The following is a 26,546-nucleotide window of genomic DNA, read 5'->3' as shown; positions in this document are numbered from 1 at the left end:
TGAGCGCAGCGAACGGTTTGAACCGCTTGTTAGCCAACACATTACCTAGCTGCGCTAATAAGTGAGCGTGTATCTGGGTAACGAAGGGTAAACGCCGCTTCGGATTCCGGTGGTAGCCCTACCAAAATTATTGCACTGCTGTCCCAGCAAGCGATTTCGAAAAGTGCATCGCTGAGCTGCGGCAATAACTCTTTGCCGCACCAATAATCTGGATTCCCTTCTATATATGGGCTGCATTGTATTTGGGAGCGGTAGTTTCTGGGGAATGCACTGAAAACAGCCCAGATAAACTGAATATCATTAACCTCAAGAAATTTGCTCAGGTTCTCACCTGAAATCCAATTGTCATCTTGTGATAATTCATTAGTGCTGTAGTTCGTTTCAATGTCACTCACATACCAGTCGTAGTCAGCGGCAGATATGCTAAGCGCTGAAAATACCAGTTTCATATTGGTGAAATATGGTACTTGATTGGTGTTTTCTAGGATGAGGTTCACCGTAATTCTCTGTGGTGGCTAACGTTAAAATTAAGCAGCTGGCCTACGCTGCAATTGGATAAAAAACCGTACCTTCCGGCCAGTCTGCTTGAATGCCGTGTTAGGCGTATTACCACTGCACAATAAATAAAACTCCGTTTTTCGTAATAGAAACACACCACGAAAATAGTAACTAGGAGAAGTAATTAGGGGTAGAGCAAGCTTAAATCCTGCTATGTTTCACAGACTCAAAGCCGAAGTAAGCAGATTTAACTTTACTCTGACCCCAGTTATTACACGGTGAAATATAGGCCGATCAGGTGATTTTGCCGCTGACTGATGCTAAGTCCGACAGGCTGCTAGGCTTGATTGCGGCGCTTATGGCGAGGGCTAATCTATTTAATTACAAAATACTAACGCATAAGTACAATCCTTCGCCTCTACCGCCTAAAAAGAGATTGCTATGACTTGGCTTGATCATTATTTAAAGCGTCTTTCACTCACCAGCTGGCCAACGCTCGATCAAGCAGGGCTCGCCCTTTTGCAACGGCGGCACGTCGAATCGATTGCATTTGGCAATGTTGATATATTGCTGGGAAATATCCCAAAACTAAATCATGACGCTTTAGTTGAAAAACTATTAGTACAAGGCCGCCCAGGATATTGCTACGAGATTAATACGCTATTTGCATCGCTGCTAAATCATTTAGGTTTAATGGCTAAACTGCATATGGCGCGAGTTTTACTCAATAAAGAGCCTGTGCATGAACGGCCCAGATCGCATTTAATTATTACCATAGAGCAAGAAGGGCAAACGTGGCTATTAGATGCGGGCTTTGGTGGAGGCGGTATTTGCGAGCATATCCCATTGCAAGCAGGCGTAGTTTTTGATCAGGACATTGATCGATATCGCTTATTGCCAGAGCAAACATCTAGCGGCTGGTATTTGCAGCGCGAAATAAATGGTGAGTGGAATCATTTATATTGGTTTGATTTAAGCACGGCTTATCTGGCAGATTGCCATGTGGGTAATCATTATGCTGCAACAGCAAGTGAATCCATATTTTTGCGTGATTTGATGGTCACGCGTATTGACGGCTTGCAACGCTTAGTGCTGCATAACAAGCGATTTAGTATTCGTAGTAAAACGGAAAGCAATTTAAAAATAATATCGACTGTAGATGAGCTGCACAATATTCTTGATCATTATTTTGGTTTTGCTGTGCAGCTTGAGCAGGCAGAGTTGCTTTTTAAGATGGGTGATTATAAAACCTAATAAGGAAGGGCTGATTAAATAGCCCAGTCGCACGGGTTAGCCGCAGGCGTAACTCGTGGCTCAGGCAGAGTAAGCTCTGCGGTAATCGATAAATGTGCTTTGCTATTGGCTGATCAGCTTAGGTTATAAACAAACCGTCTTGCTTTTGCATTGAATCACCATCCCCCCCAATCCTGCGGATAAACCCCAGAAGCTACAAAACGGTGAAATGAGGAAAACGGCCAGTCGGCAACGTGCAACTACCATGCCGTGGCGAACGGGGTTGAAGTGGATGTAATCCAAGTGATGACGAAAATCATCTTCATCTTGCAGCAGATGTTCCCAATAGCGATGTTGCCAAACCTTACTGCATTGCTTGTTAGCGCGTCGTTGTGTTTGCCATTCAGCTCGAAAATATGATGCGCCAATTACACACGTCACCGCTGATTTAATCAAGCGTCAGCACGTTGCATAATCAGCATCGCCAGCCGGTAAAGTCCAGACTGTGTGTAAATGATCGGGTAACAATACCCATGCATCAATTTGGAATGGCCTATCCCGCCGCACTTTGATAATGGCTTCTCGCAGTGCCATGCGAACACACAGTAAAAATTCTTTGCCGTTGTTCCGTGACGACGGTAAAAAAGTACGATCCACTCGCCACATTCGCTTGTCGATAAAAAGACATACGCAAACCCAGTAAAAACACTCAAAGCCGAAGCAAGCAGATTTAACTTTACTCTGACCCCAGTTATTTTTACTCTGACCCCAGTTATTTCAGTTATTTCAGTTATTTCAGTTATTTCAGTTATTTCAGTTATTTGCTTTGGCGATGCCTTGCTGTGAGCCGCTGCGCTGTAAGCCCCATGCCCCGATCAGTGCAAAACCGAGGTTGGATAATACATCGCGTAGATTCGCGATGCCTAAGCCCGCACGTTGATCCGCAAAATCATGATAATGCGCCTGCTGAGCAATCGGGCCGTACCACAGCATGAGCAGAGCGAGAATGATAAAAAGGTAGAGTGCAGGCTTTAGAGCGGGCCAGCCAGTGTAAGAAGTGTGGGGCATATGGTTTCTTGTGAAAAATATAAAAGAGTACAAGGCCAACTACCCGCCTTGTTTTGACTTGTACGCCAGTTGGGCAATAAAACGTGCTCGCAATGCACCGAGTATCAGGAGGGTTTTCCAACGCTTTGAAAGCTTATTGTTAGCATGGCGATGGAAATTAAGCGTTGCTAGCTCCGTCATTGATAAAGTGGGCTAGCAGCCTGTCGGACTTAAGACTGATCTACTACGGAAAAGCCGGATTTGGCCATATTTCACGCATTTTCTCGTTGAATAGCCAGCTATTCGCCTCAAAAACCCGCGAAATCTGTCTCAAACCGGTCTTTCCCTCGCTACGATCGCTTAAGTCCGACAGGCTGCTAGGCGCAGATTTAAGGGTAAACAAAGCTCCCCACGAGTGTTAAATCCCCTGTTTTACGCATGGGCACATTGAATAGTAGCTGTTTTTCGTGCGGGGTATTTTCGTTATTAATAATGCTGAGTTGGGCGGGCAGGGATTCCTGCAGCGGCTTCAAAGCCCAAAAAGCGCCCGCCACATTCAGCCCCCTAAAGCTCCCGCAAGAAGCCATTTTGTTTGGATTTTTTTTCATAAAAAGTCGCTGGAAAGAAGGCGGGCTAGATTTTTTTGTAAGCTTTTTTAGGTTGAATATTATAGGGTGAAATATGTGCGTCAGCATTTTTGTTTGCAATGCCCAATGCCCAATGCCCAATGCCCAATGCCCAATGCCCAATGCGAAATGTGTTATTCACGTTTAAATGGCGAGTTTTTATTTGAACGTCATTGACCTGCATTGATCTTGGCTACGTTGGCTTGTTTTTAGTGTTGGTTAGATTTGCAACGTATTTACAATGTAAATAATTTTTTCTGCCTTCTTGTTGTTTCTTCTGTAAGTTAGTTTACGGCACTAGCAAGGCTGGAATATAATTAAATAATTATGCTTATGCACTAAATTGCTGAGCGTGTGTTTACAATAACTTACTAGTGCCTCTTATGCTCCCCTTCGCTCGTGTTTTATGCCTGTCTACTAGTTTACTTTCCCCCTTTATTCTTGCTGATAACTTCTCGGAGAGGTCTGCTGGTCAGCGCTTTCAGGATACGCTGCGTCGGCAAGAGGACAGAATCCGCGATCTAAATCAAACACTTAAACCTAGTGCGGATGAATTAAAAGCAACAGTGCTGCCTACCATGTCTGCTGTTTTACCAGTAGAGCAGCCTTGTTTTGTACTTAAGAGGATTAATGTTTTCGCGCCTGCCACACGGCAGCCTTTACCAGACTGGTTGTTACGGTCACTTAATCAGCAGGTCTTCAGTATTTTTACGGGGCAGTGCGCGGGTGTGCGTGGCTTAAGCCAAATTGCGGCTGCGGCTGATGCAGAATTACTACGCCTTGGTTTGGCCACGTCCCGCGTCGTGGTGCCTCCCCAAAACATGGGAAGTGGTGAGCTGAATTTGCAATTGCATCTGGGGAAAATTGCTGGGGTGCGGATGCAGAATGAGGGTAAAGATGATACGCAGTGGGGCACTTGGGCGAATGCGTTTCCAAGCTGGCCGCTAATGAGTGCAGGTGATGTATTAAATGTGCACGATCTGGAGCAGGGCGTAGAGCAAATGAACCGCCTGCCTAGCCAGCATGTTGTCACTCGCCTAGAGCCGGGCACAGAGCCAGACACCAGCGTCGTCTTTATCGATCGCCAGAGTGGCGATTTATTGCAGCGCTTGCGCGGGGGCATCACGTTGGATAATAGCGGCTCGCCATCACTAGGCCGTACACAGTTATCCAGCTATTTAGCTTTTGACAATGCGCTGGGGCTGAATGATATTTTGAATCTGTCGTTCAATAGCAATGCTGAAAATCCAGATAACAATCATCAAAGCCAATCTGTTTCGGCGAGCTACAGCATTCCATGGGGTAACCATACTTTTTCCAGCTCATACAGCAGCAGCAAATTCGCACAATGGGTGGCGGGTACAACGGTGCGCTTTTTATCCAGCGGTGAAAGCGAAAGTGCGGATTTACGCTGGCAATATCAGTTGCTGCGTACTAGTTCAGCACGGTTTTCTGTTTCGACGGCACTCAGCTCGCGCCGCTCTAATAGCTATTTAGATGATGTGGAGCTGCTGGTACAGCGCCGCCGTACTACTCAGCAAGAGTTTGGGATAAATTATCGCCAGCTTGTGGGCTCTGCCAGTTTTGATCTGGGCCTGAATTATAAAAGTGGCCGTGGTTGGTACGATGCAGAGGATGATTATCCAGCTGACATGCCTAGCGGTTTAACGCTACGCCCAAGCATTACTACGCTAGATTTGGGCGTGGCGGTACCTTTTCAAATTGCGGCCCAAGCCGTGCAATACAATTTTAATTTTCATGGGCAATCTACCCCAAACACCACACTATCAAATGAGCAAATCGCCATTGGTGGGCGCAGCAGTGTGCGTGGTTTTGATGGCGACACCGTGCTGATGGCAGAAAATGGCTATTACCTGCGAAATGAAATAAGCACCTCGCTGCCTGTGCCTGATGGCTTGGGTTTACAAGCTTACTGGGGGCTGGATTATGGCCGTGTATGGGGTCCAAGTGATGCAGTGCTGCTTGGGCATCAATTAGCAGGTACGGTTTTAGGCTTACGTGGGCAGTGGAAAAAAGCGCAGTTTGATTTAAGCGCGGCCTCGCCCCTGCATCAGCCCGAAGGGATGAATGGCGACCCATATATTTGGTACGGCTCCGTCACCTTATCGTTTTAATTTCCTTTGTTTGAATACAGGCCCGTGAATACCGGGCTTGTTATTGCCACGCCTGTTGCCTGTGGCGTTTAAAGCATTTTAATTTTGAGCCCTACACCATGAACCAGAATCGTTACCGCCTTGTTTTTAATGCTCACCGTGGCTTATTAATGGCCGTTGCTGAAACCTCGCACCGTCAGGGGAAATGCGCCAGTGGTGAAGGTGGGGCGGGCAATGTTTCGGTGCCGCTTATACAAGGCAGAGGATTGCTTAAGGGCTGGCGTACGAGTTTGGCGCTTGCTTTGGCGCTGATGGGTGGGGTGCAGGCTCAAGATTTACCCATCACACCTGCAGGCCCAGCCGGTGTTAGGCCGATTCTAGATGCAGCAGCCAATGGCGTGCCGATTGTGCATATAGCGCCGCCATCGGTGGGCGGTGTTTCACGCAATCAATTTAAAGATTTTAATGTTAATAAAAATGGTCTGATTTTAAATAACAGCAATAGCAATGTTCAAACGCAATTAGGTGGCTGGATTACGGCGAATCCACAGCTGGGGATTACGCCTGCCCGAATTATTTTAAATGAAGTGGTAGGAACAAATGCCTCGCAACTGCGCGGCACAATGGAAGTGGCCGGGCGGCGTGCAGGTATTGTGATCGCCAACCCAAATGGTTTGCTTTGCGATGCTTGCGGATTTATCAATACCAACCGCGTAACACTCACAACCGGCACACCGCAGTTTGAGCAAGGGCGATTGCACTCTTTGAATGTAAGCCAAGGCGTCATTACCATTGGCCAGTCTGGCCTAAATGGCAGCCAATTAAGCCAACTGGATTTATTGGCACGCGGCTTGGTCTTAGAGGGTGAAGTTTGGGCGCAAAGCTTAAATAGTATTACCGGTGCTAATCAGGTTTTATATGGCACTTTGCAAAGCACTTCCTTAGGTGGATCAGGCGAAGCTCCGCGTTTTGCGGTGGATATCAAAAGCCTAGGGGGCATGTATGCTAATCAAGTGTATTTAATCGCCACCGAGCAGGGGCTGGGGGTAAACAGCATAGGGCGGATAGCCGCACTGACAGGCACTTTGCAGCTCAGCAGCAATGGCGATATCACCTTAAAAGACAGCTATGCCAAGCAAGATTTATCCATTACGGGTAGCAAGCAGGTTTCACTAACAGGGCAAACACAATCTGAAGCAGCACTTACTGTGCAGGCTGCTGGTAAGCTCGATCAGTCTGGCACGCTGAGCACGATAGGTACGGGCGCTTTGCTGCTAAATGCTGCCAGCTTAAATAATACCGGCTCGATTATTCAACAGGGGCTTGGACAGCTTACCTTGGATATTGCCGGGGAGGCCTTAAATAATGGCTCCGTATATAGCGCCGCGAATGTGAGCTTTACGGCAGGGCAATGGCAGGATCAGGGTGGCGTATGGCAAGCACAGGGTAAGCTGGATCTAAAAGCGGGCAAGACGAATCTTGCGGATACCCATTTAAGCAGTGGCGCAGACACGGTATTGAATATCGCTAGTTTGAATGCAGATCGCACAGTGCTGAATAGTCTGAGTAAGCTGGATGCCAATATCACTGGGCTTTTGAGCGTAGCGAACAGCCAATGGCAAAGCCAGCAGGTAAGCAAAGTAAGCGCTAGCGATATCTCCCTCAATCTTAGTCAGCTGATTAGTCAGGATATTTTAAGTATTCAGGCTAATAGCTTGACTACGAGCCAAAGCAACATAGCCAGCAAGGGCCTATTAAGCGCAGAAGTTGGTGATTTAATTAGCAGCACGGGCGGGGATTGGCTGAGCGAGCAAAAGCTGCAGCTTGGTGCGGGCCGTATTATTAATAGTGGTAATATGCAGTCGCTGGATGTCAGCTTGCAATCAAAAGGGCTGCTGGATAATAGCGGCGGCACGGTGCAAAGCCAGCAGCAATTGCAAATAAATAGCCAAGCGTTAGTAAATAAGCAGGGAAGTTTGCTTGCGGGTAAATACCTGACTTTGCACAGCTCATCTCTAAATAATGAGCAGGGCAAAATCGCCAGTATTGCGGCAAAAACAACGATAGACACGGGTGTTTTAAGCAATACATCCGGCTTGATCAGTGCTGCAACGGGTTTGCAAATTCAAAGCCTTGCCTTAAGTAATCAGGCTGGCGAAATCAGCAGTGCCGCCAACTTAAATATTGACGCTCAGGATCTCAGCAATCTGGGCGGTGCCATCCTTGCTCAAGACAAAATGCAGCTCAAAACGGCGGCTTTAGATAATGTGCAGGGCCGCATCATTGCGCAGCACGATCTGCAATTAAATACACAAGCACTGACCAATACCCAAGGTATGCTGGCCGCAGTAGAGGGCGCGCTAACTGTTGATACCCACGGCCAAGCCTTAAGCAATACCGGCCTATTGCAAGCCAAACAAGCCCTCACTTTAAGCAGCGGTAAGCTGGATAACCACGGCCTGTTGGCAGGGCAAACGCTGGATATTATTGCGGCTAATATCGATAACAGCCAAGGCAAGCTGATTGCACAAGATGGCTTGCAGATTAAAGCAAAAGATTTAGTTAGCGATGCAGGCTTAATTCAAGCGGGTGGCAATGCACAGCTTGATCTGGCTAAACTTCAAAATACCCATAGCGCAAAAGACGGTGGCTTGATCGTGGGTGGCAGCTTGCTTGTTAATGCCAGCGAGCTGAACAATAGCAGCGGCTTTATCCATAGCAATCAAGCGCAGAGCTTGAATGTACAGCAGCTAAATAATCAGGATGGGCAGCTACAAAGCCAAGCGGATTTGATGATTGCTGCCGATGCAGTCGTCAATCAAGGCGGGCGAATTCAAGCTTCAGCGCTTACTCTGCGCGCCAAAAACACCATTGATAACAGCAGCGGCTTGATTCAAAGCCAGCAGCGATTAGACATTGCCAGCACCGATTTAAACAATCAAAAAGGCAGTCTGCTGGCTGGGCAAGCGCTGCAATTAAAAACGGCTGCTTTGGATAATAGCCAAGGAAAAATCGCCAGCACCGCCGCTAAAACAACGCTTAATACCGCCGCAATCAATAATGAGCAAGGCTTAATTGCTAGCGCTACAGGCACAGAAGTGAGCAGCCAGGCGCTGAGCAATCAGGGCGGGGAAATCAGCAGCACGGCCGATCTAAATATTGATACGCACGGCCAAAAGTTAAGCAACTTGGGCGGCAGCGTGTTGGCACAGGGCAAGATGCAGCTGGCAACGGGCGCAATAGATAACGCACAGGGCCGCGTGCTTGCTCAGCAAAATTTGCAGATTGATAGCGCCGCACTAAGCAATGCACAGGGCACGATTGCATCGGTAGAAGGGGCATTAAGCCTTGATACGCATGGCCAATTTTTAAGTAATAGTGGCAAGTTGCAAGCCAAGCAATCACTGGATGTGCGTGCCGTCAAATTGCTAAATCAGGGGCTGCTGGCGGGCTCTAGCATCACCATAGATAGCCTTGCCGTGGATAACAGCCACGGCCAGTTAATCGCCCAAGATGCTTTAAAAATTAAAGCGGGTGATGTGCTCAGTGATGCTGGCCTGATTCAAGCGGGCGGCCATGCGCAGCTGGATGTGCAACGGTTCACCAATACCCACAGCGGCAAAGATGGCGGCGTATTGGTGGGCGGCCAGCTGACGCTGAATGCGAGCGATCTGGATAATCGCAGCGGCCTTATCCATAGCAATTTGGCGCAAGTCTTAAATGTGCAGCAGCTGAATAATCAGGATGGCCAGCTACAAAGCCAATCATCCCTAAGCTTATCTGCACAAAAAATAGATAACCAAGCGGGCCATGTTCAGGCCGCTGATCTGACGATTAAAACACCCAACCAGCTGGATAATCGCCTTGGCACTTTGCAAGGCGTGCAAAAGCTGCAAATTGAAAGCCAGCAACTGCTCAATCAGGGAGGCAGCGTTTTATCAGGGCAGGACCTGCTATTAAACACGACCGCGTTTGATAACAGCCAAGGAAAAATCGCCAGTACCGCAGGCAAAGTCACGCTGAATACCGATGCGCTAAGTAATGATAAGGGACTGATTAGCAGCGCCACCGGCACGATTATCAGCAGCCAAGCTTTGAGCAATAAGGGTGGGGAAATCAGCAGCGCCGCCGACGTCAGCCTGAATACTCATGGGCAAGCACTGAGCAATATGGCAGGCAGTATTTTGGCGCAAGGAAAAATGCAGCTCGATATCGCCGCTCTGGATAATGCACAGGGCCGCATTCAGTCGCAGCAAAACCTGCAGCTTAATAGCCAAGAGATCAGCAATACCCAAGGCACAATTGCGTCGGTAGAAGGCGCAATGCGCATTGATACGCACGGCAATTCTTTAAGTAATCAAGATGGCAAGTTGCAAGCCAAACAAGCTTTAGATTTAGCAAGTGGCAAGCTGGATAACCACGGCCTGCTGGCTGGCCAAATATTGACCATCAATAGCCAAAACATCGACAACAGCCAGGGCCAGTTGATTGCGCTTGATGCACTAAAAATCAACGCTGGTGAATTATTGAGCGATGCTGGCTTGATTCAGGCTGGTGGCCATGCTCAGCTGGATGTTGGCAAGTTACAAAACAACCATAGCAGTAAAGAAGGCGGCGTGATCGTTGGCGGCACGCTCACGGTAAATACCGGCGAGCTGGACAATAGCAGCGGGCAGATTTATAGCAAGGCAGCGCAAACGCTGAATGCCAGCCTGCTGAATAACCAATCCGGCCAGCTGCAAAGCCAGGGCGCACTGACGATTAATGCCGATAATGTGCAAAATCAATCTGGCCAGATGCAAGCCGCAGCGCTGGAATTAAGAGTAAAAAGCAACCTCGACAACAACAAGGGCAGCATCCAAAGCCAGCAACAACTGGATGTCGCTAGCCAAAGCCTGAGCAATCAAGGCGGCAGCGTGTTGGCAGGGCAAAACCTTAATCTGCAAACCGGCGTACTGGATAACAGCCAGGGCAAGATCGCCAGCACCGCAGGCCAAACTACGCTCAGCAGCGCTGCATTAAACAACGATGCAGGTTTAATCAGCAGCGCCACCGGCACACAAATCAGCAGCCAGGCACTGAGCAATAAAGCGGGTGAAATCAATAGCGCGGCCGATCTGAATATCGACACGCACGGCCAAGCATTTAGCAACGGCGGCGCGGTGCTCACCAACGGCAAAATGCAGCTGGCAACAGGTGAGCTTGCCAATGCCGATGGCCGTATTCTTGCGCAGCAAGATTTACACATCAGCAGCCAAGCGATTAGCAGCAACGGCACGATCGCCTCGGTAGAAGGCAATGCCAGTGTGGATACCCACGGCCAAGCTTTAAGTAACACCGGCAAGTTGCAAGCCAAGCTGGCGCTGGATATTCAGAGTGGGCAGCTGGATAACCACGGTTTACTCGTAGGGAAAAATATCGGCTTGAATACGGCCAATATCGACAACAGCCGAGGCCAGCTGATTGCGCAAGACACGCTCAAGATTAAAGCAGGCAACTTAATCAGCGATGCAGGCTTGATTCAAGCAGGCAAAGCCGCCCAGCTAGATGTGGCAAAACTTCAGAACACCCATAGCTCAGCCGATGGTGGATTAATCTCTGGCGGCACGCTGACGGTAAACACCGGCGAGCTGGACAATAGCAGCGGGCAGATTTACAGCAAGGCAGCGCAAACGCTGAATGCCAGCCTGCTGAATAACCAATCCGGCCAGCTGCAAAGCCAGGGCGCACTGACGATTAATGCCGATAATGTGCAAAATCAATCCGGCCAGTTGCAAGCCGCAGTGCTGGAATTAAAAGCAAAAAATAGCCTTGATAACAACAAAGGCAACATCCAAAGCCAGCAGCAGCTGGATATCAGCAGCCAAAGCTTGAGTAACCAAGGCGGCAGCTTATTAGCTGGGCAAAACATCAATTTGCAAACCGGTGAGCTGGATAATAGCCAAGGCAAGATCGCCAGCACCGCAGGCCAAACTACGCTCAGCAGCGCTGCATTAAACAACGATGCAGGTTTAATCAGCAGCGCCACCGGCACACAAATCAGTAGCCAGGCGCTGAGCAATAAAGCAGGTGAAATCAACAGCGCTGCGGATCTAGCTCTAGATACGCACGGCCAAGCATTTAGCAACGGCGGTGCGGTGCTCTCCAACGGCAAAATGCAGCTGGCAATCGGCGCATTAGATAACGCCGATGGCCGTATTCTGGCGCAGCAAGATTTACACATCAGCAGCCAGGCCATCAGCAGCAGTGGTACGATCGCCTCGGTAGAAGGCAATGCCAGCGTGGATACCCACGGCCAGGCATTAAACAACACAGGCAAGCTGCAAGCCAAGCTGGCACTGGATATTCAGAGCGGGGCACTAGATAACCACGGCTTACTTGCAGGGCAAAATATCGGCGTAAACGCGGCTAATATCAACAACAGCCGAGGCCAGCTGATTGCGCAAGACACGCTCAAGATTAAAGCAGGCAACTTAATCAGCGATGCAGGCTTGATTCAAGCAGGCAAAGCCGCCCAGCTGGATGTAGCAAAGCTCCAGAATACCCATAGCTCAGCCGATGGTGGATTAATCTCTGGCGGCACGCTGACGGTAAACACCGGCGAGCTGGACAATAGCAGCGGGCAGATTTACAGCAAAGCGGCGCAAACGCTGAATGCCAGCCTGCTGAATAACCAGGCAGGCCAGCTGCAAAGCCAAGGCGCACTGACGATTAATGCCGATAATGTGCAAAATCAATCTGGCCAGATGCAAGCCGCAGCGCTGGAATTAAGAGTAAAAAGCAACCTCGACAACAACAAGGGCAGCATCCAAAGCCAGCAACAACTGGATGTCGCTAGCCAAAGCCTGAGCAATCAAGGCGGCAGCGTGTTGGCAGGGCAAAACCTTAATCTGCAAACCGGCGTACTGGATAACAGCCAGGGCAAGATCGCCAGCACCGCAGGCCAAACTACGCTCAGCAGCGCTGCATTAAACAACGATGCAGGTTTAATCAGCAGCGCCACCGGCACACAAATCAGCAGCCAGGCACTGAGCAATAAAGCGGGTGAAATCAATAGCGCGGCCGATCTGAATATCGACACGCACGGCCAAGCATTTAGCAACGGCGGCGCGGTGCTCTCCAACGGCAAAATGCAGCTGGCAACAGGTGAGCTTGCCAATGCCGATGGCCGTATTCTTGCGCAGCAAGATTTACACATCAGCAGCCAAGCGATTAGCAGCAACGGCACGATCGCCTCGGTAGAAGGCAATGCCAGCGTGGATACCCACGGCCAAGCTTTAAGTAACACCGGCAAGTTGCAAGCCAAGCTGGCGCTGGATATTCAGAGTGGGCAGCTAGATAACCACGGCTTACTTGCAGGGCAAAATATCGGCGTAAACGCGGCCAATATTAATAACAGCCGAGGCCAGCTGATTGCGCAAGACTCACTTGCCATTAAAGCGGGTTTGCTGATTGGCGATGCAGGCTTGATTCAAGCAGGCAAAGCCGCCCAGCTAGATGTGGCAAAACTTCAGAACACCCATAGCTCAGCCGATGGTGGATTAATCTCTGGCGGCACGCTGACGGTAAACACCGGCGAGCTGGACAATAGCAGTGGGCAGATTTACAGCAAAGCGGCGCAAACGCTGAATGCCACTCTGCTGAATAACCAGGCTGGCCAGCTACAAAGCCAAGGCGCACTGACGATTAATGCCGATAATGTGCAAAATCAATCTGGCCAGATCCAAGCCGCAGCGCTTGCGCTTGCCGCAAAAAATAGCATTGATAACAACAAAGGCAACATCCAAAGCCAGCAGCAGCTGGATATTTCTAGCCAAAGCCTGAGTAACCAAGGCGGCAGCGTGTTGGCAGGGCAAAACCTTAATCTGCAAACCGGCGTACTGGATAACAGCCAGGGCAAGATCGCCAGCACCGCAGGCCAAACTACGCTCAGCAGCGCTGCATTAAACAACGATGCAGGTTTAATCAGCAGCGCCACCGGCACACAAATCAGCAGCCAGGCACTGAGCAATAAAGCGGGTGAAATCAATAGCGCGGCCGATCTGAATATCGACACGCACGGCCAAGTATTTAGCAACGGCGGTGTTGTGCTCTCCAATGGCAAGATGCAGCTGGCAACCGGCGCATTAGATAACGCCGATGGCCGCATTCTGGCGCAGCAAGATTTACACATCAGCAGCCAAGCGATTAGCAGCAATGGCACGATCGCCTCGGTAGAAGGCAATGCCAGCGTGGATACCCACGGCCAGGCATTAAACAACACAGGCAAGCTGCAAGCCAAGCTGGCGCTGGATATTCAGAGCGGGGCACTAGATAACTACGGCTTACTTGCAGGGCAAAATATCGGCGTAAACGCGGCTAATATCGACAACAGCCGAGGCCAGCTGATTGCGCAAGACACGCTCAAGATTAAAGCAGGCAACTTAATCAGCGATGCAGGCTTGATTCAAGCAGGCAAAACCGCCCAGCTGGATGTAGCAAAACTCCAGAATACCCATAGTGCAGCTGATGGAGGCTTAATCTCTGGCGGCACGCTTACGGTGAATGCTGGCGAGCTGGACAATAGCAGCGGGCAAATTTACAGCAAAGCAGCGCAAACGCTGAATGCCACTCTGCTGAATAATCAGGCTGGCCAGTTACAAAGCCAAGGCGCACTGACGATTATTGCCGATAATGTGCAAAATCAATCCGGCCAGATTCAAGCCGCAGCGCTGGAATTAAAAGCAAAAAATAGCATTGATAACAACAAGGGCAGCATCCAAAGCCAGCAGCAGCTGGATATCAGCAGCCAAAGCTTGAGTAACCAAGGCGGCAGCTTATTGGCTGGGCAAAATGTAAACCTGCAAACTGGTGCGCTAGATAACAGCCAAGGGAAAATCGCCAGCACCGCAGGCCGCACTGCGATTACAAGTGCAGATTTAAATAATCAAGGTGGGCTGGTTAGCAGTGCAGCAGGTACTACGCTCGCGTCCCAAGCCATTAAAAATGATGGGGGCGAGATTAGTAGTGAGGAATCATTAGTAATCAATACCCAAGGCCATGCGCTGAGTAATACAGGTGGATCGCTATTAGCTAAAAATGGCGCGCTCAATTTAAACAGCGCTGCACTGGATAATAACAATGGCCGTATTCTTGCTAAAGATCAGCTGGCGCTTATTGCGCACGGCTTATTAAACAGTGGCGGTGTGATTGCCTCTACCACGGGTGATATTGATTTAAGTAGCCATAATTTAAATAATCAGAATGGCAAGATTCAAGCAGATACGGGCTGGCTAAAAATTAAGACCGGCACGGTGAATAATAGCCAGGCTGGCGTATTGGCGGCAAAAAATATTCAACTCAATATTGCTGACTTGGATAATAGCCAAGGCCAGATTATTGCCGTGGAGAGTATCAGCGCAAACACTGGTCGCGTATTAAACCAAAGTGGGCTGATTCAGGCTGGATCGAACATCAATTTCAATACTCAGGGCCATGATTTTATCAACACTCAAAGTCATTTTGATCAAGCCGATTTGCGTGGAAAGCAAGGGCTTATTGCTGGGGGTAATCTGCAATTGGATGCCGCCAGCTTAGTGAATACCGCAGGTTATATATTTAGCGGCCAAAGCCAGAATATCAATCTGAGCGGAGACTTTAATAATTCATCAGGTTTGCTGGAAAGTAAATCGGCACTTAATATCAAGGCACAAAGCCTGAATAACACTCAAGGCGCTTTAACAGCTTTGGGGGATGCTGATATTAATCTCTCTGGGGCTTTTGAAAATAAGGGTAAGTTAAATTTTGGTGGTACAGCAACAATTAAGGCCTCTGCATTAGATAATAAAAATGGCCGGATTGATGCCGCTAATATGGTATTGGCTGTTACGCAATTTAATAATGGCAAAGGCATCGTTGAAACCAGTGCAGGCGCAAATATCAATAGCAATCGCTTGGATAATCTGGATGGCAGTATTGCAGTGGGCGCTGATTTAGTGCTGACGATTAATGGTGATTACACGCATCAGGGCGTATTGCAAGCCAAGGGTGATTTATCCTTAGCCAGCACTCATTTAGTGAATCAGGGTAAATTAATTAGTAATCACCAAACAACGATTACCACGGGCAATCTGGATAATCGTGGCGAAATCAGTAGTTTGGAAACCACCCACATTAATGCAAGTGGACAGCTTGATAATAGTGGTGAAGGCCTAATTGATGGGTCTGCGGTGCGTATTGATGCGGGCACAATCAATAACACCAGCCGAATTTATGGCGACAAGTTATCTATTGGCGCAAACACCATTAATAACCGCGATACTGGCGTTATTGCTGCTCGTGCAGATCTGCAGCTGGGCGCGGCAAACTTAAATAACCTTAATACCACAGGTAATCAGGACGGCGCGCTGATTTTTAGTTTGGGTAATGCATCGATTGGGGGCGGTTTAGATTCTCTTGGTTATAAAACTGGGAGTATGGAATCTTTAGTAAATTCATCTAGTAAAATTGAAGTTGATGGTCTGTTGAGTATTGAATCTAGCCACATAAATAATAAAAATGAGTATATAAAAACAGTGGTGGAGAGTAAAGATGAAGCGTGTGATGGGTCTCCTTATTGTAATCCTGCACATGAAATAAGTTTGCAAGAATATGTGATGGGTGATCTTCACATTTATTTCGTCAATAAGGAAACTATTCGCAGGATAAGTAATTTGAAAGTCGCCTTTAGTTCACCAGCTCAGATTGTTGCAGGTGGAGATATAGCAATAAAAGGTAGTGTTGAAAATAGGGATAGCCTTATTGCTGCAGGCAACCTAATTAATGTTACAAATGGGGAAATAAAAAATATAAGTAACCCTGGATGGCGCAAAGTGGATTATGTTACAGAGTATAAATTGGCCTATATTCGGGGGCTATATCAACGCATCGCATTCCATTGGAGCATAGCAAGTTCCCTGTGTTATATGAGTCTTCTTTAATGGGGGACTTGAGTGGATACAATGGGTTAACATCTGCTCCGCTTAATACTGTTACATTTAGAGGTGAAAGTGGTAGTGGTTTAATTGTCGAAGGCAATAAAAAATCAAACGCTGGCTATCAAGTAAATAAATTAGCAACCAAAGTATCAAGTAATCAGGTGTCTGAGAGCTTAAATTCAAATATTGCTATACAAGTAGCTAATGCAGAAATGACTGATGTTGCCAAAGCTCAGTTAGAAAAACAAAAAGTGACAGCATCAACGGTGGCTGACACTTCTGAAATGACCAACCTTAGTAAGAGTGATTTACAGGATGGTTATGGTGCACCAAAAGTGCAGCACGCCGCTGCCACGGAGATGGAACAAGCTCATGCAATAGCGCTTTTGGCAGAAAGACAGGCCAATCAGAGTGTCGTTAATCAACAGATGATGGGACAGTTGAGTCAGCAGCAACTAACCAACCAACAGGCTGCACATTTAGCTACCACCAACTTAGTCGGGTTAGAGGCTCTGACTCATGCGGGATGGGTAAACGAAACAGATGGCCCTATTGCACAAAAAGTATCCGCTACAAAAACGCACTCGAGCCAAAGTGTTGGGTTGGTTGAAAATCAGCAAGCTAATCAAGTAACGGCCTCTCAAGCACAAATGAGCGATACGGCCAAAGTGCAGCTTAAAGACGCGCAAGCCGCCAAAATGGCGCAAACCAGCCAGCAGGCCGCGCCTAAAGTGCAAAGTATGCAATTGGGCCTGCAGGGGCGGGTATTCACCATGCTGCCTAATTTAGTTGCTCCAAATAACAGCCTGTTTAAACTACATGCAGCACCAAATCAGCGCTATTTAGTTGAAACCGATCCGCGTTTTACTAATCAGCGCAGCTTTTTAAGCTCTGATTACTTTACCCAGAATCTGGCTAAAGATCCTTCGCAGCAATTAAAGCGCTATGGCGATGGTTTCTTTGAGCAAAAGCTGATTAATGATCAGATTTTAGCGCTCACCGGCCGACGCTTCCTCAGCGACTACCGTGATACCGAAAGCGAATTTAAAGCGCTGATGGATGCAGGGATTAGCTTTGCCAAGCAATATCAGCTCACCCCTGGTGTGGCGCTGAGTGCTGAGCAAATGGCGCTGTTAAGCACGGATATGGTTTGGCTGACCACGCAAACAGTCACTTTGGCAGACGGCAGCAAGCAGGATGTGCTGGTGCCGCAGGTGTATCTGCGCCGCTTAGAGCAAGGCGATTTGCAGGCAGGCGGGGCGGTAATCTCTGCACGCGAAGTGCATTTAAGCAGCAGCGAAGATCTGGTAAACCGCAATTCCAGCATTGTGGGCAACAAACTCACCCTGAATGCAGGCCGTGATGTATTAAATGATCACGGGCAAATTGGCGGCCAGCAAATCTTTATCCATGCCAATAATGATTTGCAAAATCAATCCGGCCAGATTGTGGGTATGGGCGAGGGCAGCAAACTTAGCCTAAGTGCGGGCCGCGATATCGTCTTGCAAACGTTGGCGATGGGCGAAACCAAAAACGCCGCAGGCACCGCCAAGCAATCCAATCTGGACCGGCAAGCCATTGTGCAAGGCGGCGAAATCAGCCTAAGCGCAGGCCGCGATCTGCTGCTTAAAGCCGCCAGCGTGCAGGCCGAGCAAGATCTAAGCATGCAAGCCAAGGGCAAGATTGATAGCCAGAGCATCGCCACCAACAGCAGCCTACATTTAGCCACAGATGGCGATTGGGCAGGTGGGCGCACGGGCTATCTGGATAAGCAATCCACCCAGCAAAATATCAGCAGCATCAGCGCAGGCGGCAAGGCTCTGGTGGTGGCGGGTGATCGCCTTAGCCTCGTCGGCACCAATGTACACGCCGTGCAAGATTTAACCCTACAAGGTGCCAGCGTACAGATCGAAGCCGTAAAAGAGCGCCTGGCCGGGGACGACCAGCGCGCAGGCAATGATCGCTACGACAGACATGCCTTTAGCAAGGAAAGCTTACAGGGCGGCAGCATCACGGCTGGGCAAAATCTAAGCATTAAAGCGACCGGCCCGGATGGCAATATCACCTTGAAAGGCGCAGACCTGCTGGCTGAAAAAGGCCAACTGAGCTTATCGGCTAAAAAAGATATCGAGCTGGCCTCGATCGACCTAACGCAAACCGATACGCAAGAAACCTACCGCCATAGCCGTGGTTGGTTCTCTAGCAAAACCACCACCACCAGTGATTTCAGCCGTAATACGCAGGCGGTTGGGAATAGCCTGTCTGGCAATAGTATTGATCTGAAGGCAGGCAAGGATATTAATGTGAACGGCAGTGCCATTGCCGCTACCCAAGATGTGCTATTGCAAGCCGGTAACAACGTTAAGATTATTGCGGGCACCAATAGCAGTAAGGACATCCACGATAGAAAAGAAAGCAAATCCGGCTTCTTTAGTGGTGGTGGGTTTGGCTTTACTTACGGTAAGCAAGAACAGCAAACCCATACCGATGCCGATGGCAGCATTCAAAGCCAAAACCGCAGTCTGGTGGGCAGCGAGCAGGGCAAGCTGACCATTCAGGCGGGCAATGCAATCCAGGTCACCGGCAGCGATCTATCAGCACTGGCTGGGGATATTGCACTTAAAGGCAAGCAAGTCACGGTAGACCCGGGCCAAGATCGCCATCAAAGCACCGAAACCCAAACCTTTAAACAAAGCGGCATTACCGTTGCGTTCAGTGCGCCGGTACTGAGTGCGCTGCAAGCCGCGCAAACGGTGGCGGAGTCAGCTAAAACCGCGGGCGAATCCAAAGATAGTCGCGTAAAAGCGCTATCGGTAGGCACGGCTGCGCTGGCTGCTAAAAACGGCATCGATGCAGCTAAAGCTGCTGCCGCAGATCCTAAATCGGTGAGCGTGAGCATTACGTATGGCGAGTCGAAATCGGAGAGCACCACCAAAACCAGCAGCATCAGCCATAGCGGCAGCACTTTAAACGCCGGTGGCGATATTCAAATCTCGGCGGTGGGCGATAAAGCCAGCCAGCTGAATGTGCTGGGCAGCGAGATCAATGCCAAAGGCAATATCAGGCTGAAATCGGATGGTGATATCAACTTGCAATCGGCGCTGGATGAGAGCGAGCAGCACAGCAAAAACAGCAGCTCCAGCTGGGGTGCGGGAGTTGCGATCACCGTGGGGCAAGGCGGCGCAAGCTTTGGTGTGACTGCCAATGGTAGCCTGAGCCGCGGCCATGCCGATGGCAAAGACACCGCTCAGCAAAACAGCCATATCAACGCAGGTAAAACCCTGACGCTGGAATCCGGCAACGACACCCGTATCGAAGGGGCCGTAGCCAGCGGCAGTAAAATCGTTGCCGACATCGGCGGTGATTTAAAACTCGCCAGCCGCCAAGACACCAGCCAGTTTGATAGCAAGCAAAGCAGCGCCAGTGCTAGCGTCACGGCAGGGGCGGGTGTATCGGGCAGTGCCAGCATCAGTCAGGATAAAATGAAATCTGACTACGCAGCGGTGCAAGAGCAAAGCGGCTTGTTTGCAGGCAAAGATGGCTTTGAGATTAAGGTTAAAAACAATACCGATCTAAACGGCGCGGTGATCGCCAGCAAATCGGACGACAACACCCTTAGCACCGGCACGCTCACCCAAAAAGATATCAACAACCACGCCGAATACAGCGCCAGCAGCATTGGTATTGGTGGTGGCTTTAGCCTAGGCGGCACGGAGAAAAAACCGGATGACGGCAAAGCCCCAAGTGGCGATCAGGCCGCAGCCCCTTCTGGTAGCAAACTCTACGACGCAGGCCCAAGCGGCGTTACGCCCACCATGCCGGTTGCGCTTAGCGCTGGGGACAATGGCACGAGCACCACCAAAAGCGCCATTGCCACAGCCAAAATCACCATCACCGACGAAGCCAAACAAAAAGAGCTGACCGGCAAAACCGCCGCCGAGACCATCGCCAGCCTGAACCGCGATACCGATGGCGCACAGCAAAAACTCGCCAACGATTTTAAGCCGGAAAAAATCAACGAGCTATTCAGCGCCACCAAAACCTTCCTGCAAGAAGGCAATACCTTTATGGCCAACCGCACGGCCGAGGCGGATGCGGCGAAAAAAGCGCTGGACGGCACATCGGCCAGCTTAAGTGCAGAACAAGCCAAGCCACAAGATCAGCAAAATCAGGCACTGATCAGTCAGCTGAAAGATCAGGTCATTAGTCTGGACGGGCAAAAAACCGAAGCAGATAAATGGACGCCCGGCGGAGACTACGGCCGCGCCATGACCGCACTGCAAGCCGCAGTGGGCGGTAATGTCAGCGGCGGCGTAACGGGTTTGGTGCAAAATGCCTCTGTAGCTTACGTGCAAAGCTTGGGCGCTGAAAAGATCAAAGAGATAGCAAACACGTTCCAAAAAGAGGGCAAAGAAACTGCCACAAGTGAAAACGTCCGCGCCGCCCTACACGCCATCGCCTCCTGCGCCGGAGCCGCAGCATCGAGCAGCAACTGCAGCAGCGCCGCCGTGGGCGCGGCTTCCAGCGTTGTTATTAACAACGTCCTATCTGAAATTGAAAACACCAACGCAGATAAGATGACCGCCAGTGAAAAGGAGAAACGCAAGAATCTGGTCGGCTCCATCATCACCGGCATTGTGGCGGCTACGGATGGTAATGCAGCGGCTGCGAATAATGCGGCGCAGATTGAGATGGAGAATAATTATCTGAATCTGTCTGATGCTGAAAAAAAGAATCGGGCCAAGTCAGTACTTGCGACTAGTAAAGATAAAAAAGCTTTGGAGCTGGCGAAGAGAACCGTTGATGATTTGGCGGCAAAAGATGTAGCGAATGACCTTAAGGTACTTCAAGCATGCGAAGGGGCTCAGTCATCCAGTACGGCATGTCATTCAGCACGCTCCGAGGTAGAAAATGCTAAGAAGGAATATGAAAACACTGGCCCTTATAATTCTAAGGCTAGCCAGCAATTTGGTGGAGAGTATGCAAAATTAGTCGATTTATTGGGGAATACGTCTTCGAGCGCGCAACATCAGGCGCAAATTAATGAAGCAGTGATTTCTTATATCATGACAAGCTCAGGTGTTGATCGTCGGACCGCACAAAGTTATTTGGAGACCAAACAAGGTATAGAAATTATTGCAGGCTCTCTGGCAGGGTTGTCTGGCGGTAAGTTAGAGCAAAAAATTAGCCAATATTTAAGCTCGGCCAAAGCGAATGTTACGGTTGAAACTGCGGTGGCTGTTGCAAGTACTAAGAAAGTGGCTACTGAAGTCAAACCTGCCGTTACTACATGTGTAGATGCTTGCTTTGTTGCAGGCACTTTGGTCGAAACCAGCGCAGGCTTAAAACCCATCGAAACATTTGTCGGTGGTGAGTTGGTTTGGTCTAGGAGTGATGAAACAGGTGAGTATGGTTTCCGTCCTGTATTAGCGACAAGGGCGACTGCAGATCAAACGATTTACCACTTACAAGTGCGTAATAGTGCAGGAGTAGAAGAAAGCTTCCGTACAACGGCAGAGCATCCGTTCTGGATTCAGGATCAAGGCTGGCTGAAAGCATCCTTACTTGCAGCCGATATGATTTTACTGGACAGGCATAACCAGCCGCTTACGGTGACCAGCCTGAGCGTAGAGTCAGCTGTAGAAACCGTATTTAATATTCAGGTCGCCGAGTTCCAGACTTACCATATTGGTGAGTTTGGGGTATGGGTGCACAATGCTGATTGCTGCCCGAACATTGGTAATAAAACGCCAGAGATATCTAAGCTAATTCGCCCCGATTCAAATGGTCCATATGTTGATGCCTCAACGGGTAAGCGGGTGTTTTTGGGTAATGAATTAAATGATAGTTTGCCACCCCCTGTTGCCGGTTGGGAATATACACCTAAGATGATTCGCCCAGGGACGGAAAATAATGTTTGGTCACATCACACAGGATTTCAGTCTGAAATTAAACTTGCAAATGAAGTTGCAAGTACGGGGCAGGCTGTTGTGAAATGGGGGGATTCAATTGGACGTAATGGTAGTGATATTATTTCAGTAAATCCTAAAACGGGAGCTGTGACGTTATGGGATAGTAAATATCGTACTACGGATACTAATATTCCTCAGTCTCCCACTTTTAGTATTATTGAAAGAAGAAAATCTGCTGTTGCAGAGGCAAAAGCAAGTATTAAAGATTCAAATTTATCTCTTGATGCTAAGAATAAAGCTTTAATGAATTTAGAGAGAAATAATTTTTCAACGAAAACCGTAGGAGATGGTGGAGTGAAAAATTCTGTTGTTGTTAAGTACTGTAATGGCAAGCCTTGTTAAGGGGGTAATTATGTTTTTTAATCCAGAGAAATCGAGGGTTAATGGTTATAATGTTGAAATGCTCAATTTTTATCTTAAAGATAAAGCGGAGGATCATGATCCGATTGGTAACTTTTCATGTAGTGATGTGTATACGTATATATATGCATGCCTTATTGGATTACATAAGGAGCTGCTTCCTCTTATACCTAGGGCGATTAATCGCCTGAATACTGCCATTTTAAATCATGAAGAACAATGGTTTGGCTCTTCTCCAGCGTCACATGCAATGGATATGCATATTGGGTTGGCTATGGCTATATGGTTAAATAATGGGATTAATTCATTAAATAGCTGGAATGAAGCCCGAACATTTTATGAGACAGCTGTTTGTAATGAAGATTACTGCACTAAATCAATGAGGGCGAAAGAATGTTTGGATGATTATATGGCACTGTGTTTTCAGTCTGAGCAATATGAGTTGGGCATTGCTGAGTTTGAGAAATATCATGGGGTTAAAAAAATATCATTAAATCGTAAATTGCCACCACGTGATTTTGGATATGCTTTATGCCTTCATTATTCGCGCGGTGAGTTTGATGCAGGTGAGCTTTTTGCTGCAGGCAGGAAAATGCTACAAAGTAAAATAGAGGATGATTGGTTGGGATATGGTCAATCAATACGTGCGGCAATTTGGCTAAAGATTGTTTATTGGCACAGTGAGAACACGCTCACTCCATTGGAAGTCATATTAAAAGCTTATGAGAATATGCCAAATGTTCCTCGGCCTGATTTTGTTTAAATTAAATAGAGAAATGTGAGAGGTTAAATATTTCAATATTGTATGTTTGGCCTTGCCGTGCTGCAGGCCGCGCTATCGGTAGGCGCCGCAGCACTGGCCGTTAAAAACGGTATCGATGCCGCCAAGGCCGCTGCCGCAGATCCTAAATCGGTAAGCGTGAGCATTACTTATGGCGAATCCAAATCTGAAAGCACCACCAAAACCAGCAGCATCAGCCATAGCGGCAGCACTTTAAATGCCGGTGGCGATATTCAAATCTCGGCGGTGGGCGATAAAGCCAGCCAGCTGAATGTGCTGGGCAGCGAGATCAATGCCAAAGGCAATATCAAGCTGAAATCGGATGGTGATATCAACTTGCAATCGGCGCTGGATGAGAGCGAGCAGCACAGCAAAAACAGCAGCTCCAGCTGGGGTGCGGGAGTTGCGATCACCGTGGGGCAAGGTGGCGCAAGCTTTGGTGTGACGGCCAACGGTAGCCTGAGCCGCGGCCATGCCGATGGCAAAGATACTGCCCAGCAAAACAGCCATATCAACGCAGGTAAAACCCTGACGCTGGAATCGGGCAACGACACCCGCGTAGAAGGTGCCGTGGTCAGCGGCAGCAAAATCATTGCCGACATCGGTGGTGATTTAAAACTCGCCAGCCGCCAAGACACTAGCCAGTTTGACAGCAAGCAAAGCAGCGTAAGCGCTAGCGTCACGGCAGGGGCGGGTGTATCGGGCAGCGCCAGCATCAGTCAGGACAAAATGAAATCTGACTACGCCGCCGTCACCGAGCAAAGCGGCTTGTTTGCAGGCAAAGATGGCTTTGAGATTAAGGTTAAAAACAATACCGACCTGAACGGCGCAGTAATCGCCAGCAAATCGGACGACAACACCCTCAGCACCGGCACGCTCACCCAAAAAGACATCAATAATCGCGCCGAATACAGCGCCAGCAGCATCGGCATTGGCGGTGGCTTTAGCATGGGCGGCACTGAGAAAAAACCGGATGACGGCAAAGCCCCAAGTGGCGATCAAGCCGCCACCCCTGCTGGAGGCAAACTCTACGACGCAGGCCCAAGCGGCGTTACGCCCACCATGCCGGTTGCGCTTAGCGCTGGGGACAATGGCACGAGCACCACCAAAAGCGCCATTGCCACTGCCAAAATCACCATCACCGACGAAGCCAAGCAAAAAGAGCTGACCGGCAAAACTGCCGCTGCTTCCATCGCCAGCCTGAGCCGCGATACCGATGGCGCACAGCAAAAACTCGCCAACGATTTTAAGCCGGAAAAAATCAACGAGCTATTCAGCGCCACCAAAACCTTCCTGCAAGAAGGCAATACCTTTATGGCCAACCGCACGGCCGAGGCGGATGCGGCGAAAGCAGAGTATGAGCAAGCGAAGAAACAAGGGGCCAATGATAGCGTTCTGAAACAATTGGAAGTAGCCAAAACCGAAGCAGATAAATGGATGCCCGGCGGAGACTACGGCCGCGCCATGACTGCATTGCAAGCCGCAGTGGGCGGTAATGTCAGCGGTGGCGTAACGGGTTTGGTGCAAAATGGCGCGGTGGCTTACGTACAAAGCCTAGGCGCTGAAAAGATCAAAGAGATAGCAAACACGTTCCAAGAAGAGGGTAAAGAAACTGCCACAAGTGAAAACGTCCGCGCCGCCCTACACGCCATCGCCTCCTGCGCCGGAGCGGCAGTCTCCGCCAGCAACTGCAGCAGCGCTGCTGTGGGGGCCGCTTCTAGCGTCGTCATCAACAACGTCTTGTCTGAAATCGAAAACACCAACGCAGATAAGATGACGGCCAGTGAAAAGGAAAAACGCAAGAATCTGGTGGGTTCCATCATCACCGGTATCGTGGCGGCCACGGATGGCAATGCAGCGGCAGCGAATAATGCGGCGCAGATTGAGATGGAGAATAATTGGCTTTCGCCAAGCCAAGAGGCTAAGCGTAGGGATGAGTTAGCCAATGCAAAAAATGGGCTTGAAAAAGCAGTTATTGAGACAAAGTGGTTCATTCAAAGTGCAAAACAAGATGCAGCATTTGCTATTGGGGTGGCAGGTGGTGTGTATATCAGTGCAGATGACCTAGCGAGAGGTGTTGCACAGGTTGTTACTCACTTGCCAGAGACAATTAATAGCCTTCAGCAACTAGTAAATGATCCGCAAGCGCGTAAGCAAATGGGAGAGGTTGTTTATTCTGAATATAAGGGGCGGCTTAATCTTATCAATCAGGCGTATCGCGATGGCGGTGTAGATGCGTCTATTACACTTGGCGTGGAAGTTACACGTTTAGTTGTTGATGTTGCTGGTGTTGTTGGTGGGGTAAAAGCGGGGGCGGAGCTGGCTGCAAAGTTACCTGCAGCTACTGCAAAGGCCTTGGGTGAATTTATGAGTCATCCCTCTGGTAGTATGTCTGCTCAGCTAGGTGCGGTAGGTGATGTAGCTAGGGCGAGGGCTGTCGGTACTGAGGTTAAGAGTGCTAGCGTTATTGAAAGCACAACGGAGAAACATGCTCAAAGCCCGTATAGCCCAAGTACGTCTCGTCAGGATCAGGTATTACAGCATGGGGCGGATAATGTAACGTCTACAACTGTGCCTCCAATGACCGCTAAGAATGTTCAGTTAGCGGGACAAAGACACCCGATTACAGGGGTGGTCTTTGATAAGAGGGGGTATCCTATATTTGATGATGTCTCACGTTTTGACACAAAATTTACTACGGATTCATTTAAAAAAGCTAGTTATACAGATCAAATGAAAATGGCATCCAATGATTTATGGTCATCTATTCAAAAAAAACAAGTCAATGCTAATATGTTTACTGAAGCACAGTTAAGGCAAATACAGGGTGGGGCTAGTAAAATAGATGGATATACTTGGCATCATCATCAGGATAGTGGCCGCATGCAATTGGTACCTCAAGTCATTCATTCAAAAACTGGTCATATTGGCGGAGATGCCATGAGTAAAGGACAATAAAT

The 26,546-nt window shown here is 48.9% G+C and carries 9 protein-coding genes and 2 pseudogenes; 7 read left to right on the top strand and 4 right to left on the bottom strand.

The annotated features are described in order from the left end of the window. Positions 1–41: 41 nt before the first annotated feature. On the bottom strand, positions 42–497 hold the full coding sequence (locus C1H71_RS02220) for a hypothetical protein (protein ID WP_130105114.1): 456 nt from the start codon (positions 495–497) through the stop codon (positions 42–44). Positions 498–939: 442 nt separating this feature from the next. Here C1H71_RS02220 and C1H71_RS02215 point away from each other — a divergent pair, with 442 nt between their 5' ends. Next, a complete protein-coding gene (locus tag C1H71_RS02215; RefSeq protein ID WP_130105113.1) occupies positions 940–1,752 on the top strand; it encodes an arylamine N-acetyltransferase family protein in 813 nt (270 codons plus the stop codon). 155 nt (positions 1,753–1,907) lie between these two features. On the opposite strand, the pseudogene C1H71_RS02210 reads toward C1H71_RS02215, so the two are convergent. The 3 genes and pseudogenes from C1H71_RS02210 to C1H71_RS02200 form a co-directional block, all read right to left on the bottom strand. After that, positions 1,908–2,419 (bottom strand): annotated as a pseudogene (locus C1H71_RS02210) (REP-associated tyrosine transposase). Positions 2,420–2,544: 125 nt separating this feature from the next. Beyond that, entirely contained in the window at positions 2,545–2,799 is a 255-nt protein-coding gene (locus C1H71_RS02205) for a hypothetical protein (protein WP_130105112.1), read from the bottom strand. A 368-nt stretch (positions 2,800–3,167) separates the two neighbouring features. Further along, positions 3,168–3,386 (bottom strand): hypothetical protein, encoded by a 219-nt coding sequence (locus C1H71_RS02200; protein ID WP_130105111.1) that lies wholly within the window; start codon positions 3,384–3,386, stop codon positions 3,168–3,170. A gap of 401 nt (positions 3,387–3,787) precedes the next feature. Between C1H71_RS02200 and C1H71_RS02195 the strand changes: the two genes are divergently transcribed. The 6 genes and pseudogenes from C1H71_RS02195 to C1H71_RS02175 all read left to right on the top strand — a co-directional run bounded on the left by C1H71_RS02195 (position 3,788) and on the right by C1H71_RS02175 (position 26,544). Continuing rightward, positions 3,788–5,539 carry a ShlB/FhaC/HecB family hemolysin secretion/activation protein gene (locus C1H71_RS02195; protein WP_130105110.1) on the top strand — a complete coding sequence of 584 codons (1,752 nt, stop codon included), beginning with the start codon at positions 3,788–3,790 and terminating at the stop codon, positions 5,537–5,539. A gap of 98 nt (positions 5,540–5,637) precedes the next feature. After that, positions 5,638–16,476: a two-partner secretion domain-containing protein gene (locus C1H71_RS02190; protein ID WP_130105109.1), complete on the top strand. Its 10,839-nt coding sequence runs from the start codon at positions 5,638–5,640 to the stop codon at positions 16,474–16,476. Continuing rightward, entirely contained in the window at positions 16,476–22,787 is a 6,312-nt protein-coding gene (locus C1H71_RS02185) for a hemagglutinin repeat-containing protein (RefSeq protein WP_130105108.1), read from the top strand. The genes C1H71_RS02190 and C1H71_RS02185 overlap by 1 nt, the downstream gene beginning before the upstream one ends. Before the next feature lie 10 nt (positions 22,788–22,797). Continuing rightward, positions 22,798–23,568, top strand: coding sequence for a hypothetical protein (locus C1H71_RS02180; RefSeq protein ID WP_130105107.1), 771 nt, complete (start codon positions 22,798–22,800; stop codon positions 23,566–23,568). Between the two features lie 42 nt (positions 23,569–23,610). After that, a pseudogene (locus C1H71_RS21755) lies at positions 23,611–24,240 on the top strand (hemagglutinin repeat-containing protein); the annotation flags it as partial. Positions 24,241–24,315: 75 nt separating this feature from the next. Then, on the top strand, positions 24,316–26,544 hold the full coding sequence (locus C1H71_RS02175; RefSeq protein ID WP_308418307.1) for an HNH endonuclease: 2,229 nt from the start codon (positions 24,316–24,318) through the stop codon (positions 26,542–26,544). Positions 26,545–26,546 lie beyond the last annotated feature (2 nt).

Source organism: Iodobacter fluviatilis, from assembly GCF_004194535.1.
Classification (GTDB): Bacteria; Pseudomonadota; Gammaproteobacteria; order Burkholderiales; family Chitinibacteraceae; genus Iodobacter; species Iodobacter fluviatilis_A.
The sequence above is the reverse complement of the archived record's forward strand: the minus strand, read 5'-3'. Positions and strand labels throughout refer to the sequence as shown.